Genomic DNA, 771 nt, shown 5'->3' with positions numbered 1-771 from the left:
CGGCGAACCGGCGGCGCGCGCCTGGGCCGAGCTCGGCATGCATCGCCGGCTCGGCGCCGTCGGCCGCGCGGCCTCGAGGGCCACCGACAGCGGCGCCGCGCTGGCGCAGGCGTGGGAGGCGACCGCCGCGCAGCTGCGCGACGACGCGCGGATCGCTGCGGAGGTGGCGGCGCGCAAGGCCGGCATCCGGGCGCTCGCGCCGCTCGGGCTGTGCTTCCTGCCCTCGTTCATCTGCCTCGGCATCGTCCCGATCGTGATCGGCCTCGCCGGCGACATCCTCTAGCCCATCCACCAACCCGGGAGAGCATCGTGAAGCACCACATCGACACCACCGTCCGTTCGCTCCGGCACGGCCTCGCCGCGTTGCTGCTGCACCTGGTCGACCGGCTGCTCGGGCCGCTGCGCGAGCATCCGCGGGAGACCGGCATGACGACCGCCGAGTACGCCGTCGGCACGATCGCGGCCTGCGCGTTCGCCGCGATCCTGTACCAGGTGGTCACGGGTGATTCGGTGATCGCGGCGCTCGGCAACCTGATCTCCCGCGCCCTGTCGACGATCTGATGACCCGGTCGGGGGTTCGCGGTGACCGTGGCATGGTCACCGCGGAGACGGCGCTGGCGCTCCCTGCGCTGGTGATCGTGCTCGGCGGCCTGCTCACCGTCATCGTCGCCGTCTCCGCCCAGCTGCGCTGCGTCGCCGCCGCCCGCGAGGGCGCCCGCGCGGCCGCGCGAGGAGAGCCGGCCGCCGTCGTCCGGCAGACGGCGCTGCGGG

Annotated in this window: 2 protein-coding genes and 1 pseudogene; all 3 read left to right on the top strand. The window is 75.0% G+C overall.

Annotated elements, in window-relative coordinates; all coding sequences use genetic code 11:
• A pseudogene (locus F8A92_RS18485) lies at positions 1–283 on the top strand (type II secretion system F family protein); the annotation flags it as partial.
• Between the two features lie 26 nt (positions 284–309).
• The gene (locus F8A92_RS18480; protein WP_228389583.1) at positions 310–561 is read left to right on the top strand and encodes a DUF4244 domain-containing protein; all 252 of its coding nucleotides are present in this window, start codon (positions 310–312) and stop codon (positions 559–561) included.
• The coding region (locus tag F8A92_RS18475) for a TadE family type IV pilus minor pilin (protein WP_194291596.1) at positions 561–771 on the top strand (211 nt) is incomplete at its 3' end. The genes F8A92_RS18480 and F8A92_RS18475, both read left to right, overlap by 1 nt.

The sequence above is a fragment of the Cumulibacter manganitolerans genome (assembly GCF_009602465.1).
GTDB lineage: Bacteria > Actinomycetota > Actinomycetes > Mycobacteriales > Antricoccaceae > Cumulibacter > Cumulibacter manganitolerans.
Note: the sequence above shows the minus strand (reverse complement) of the source record. Positions and strands in the feature narration are given on the sequence as shown.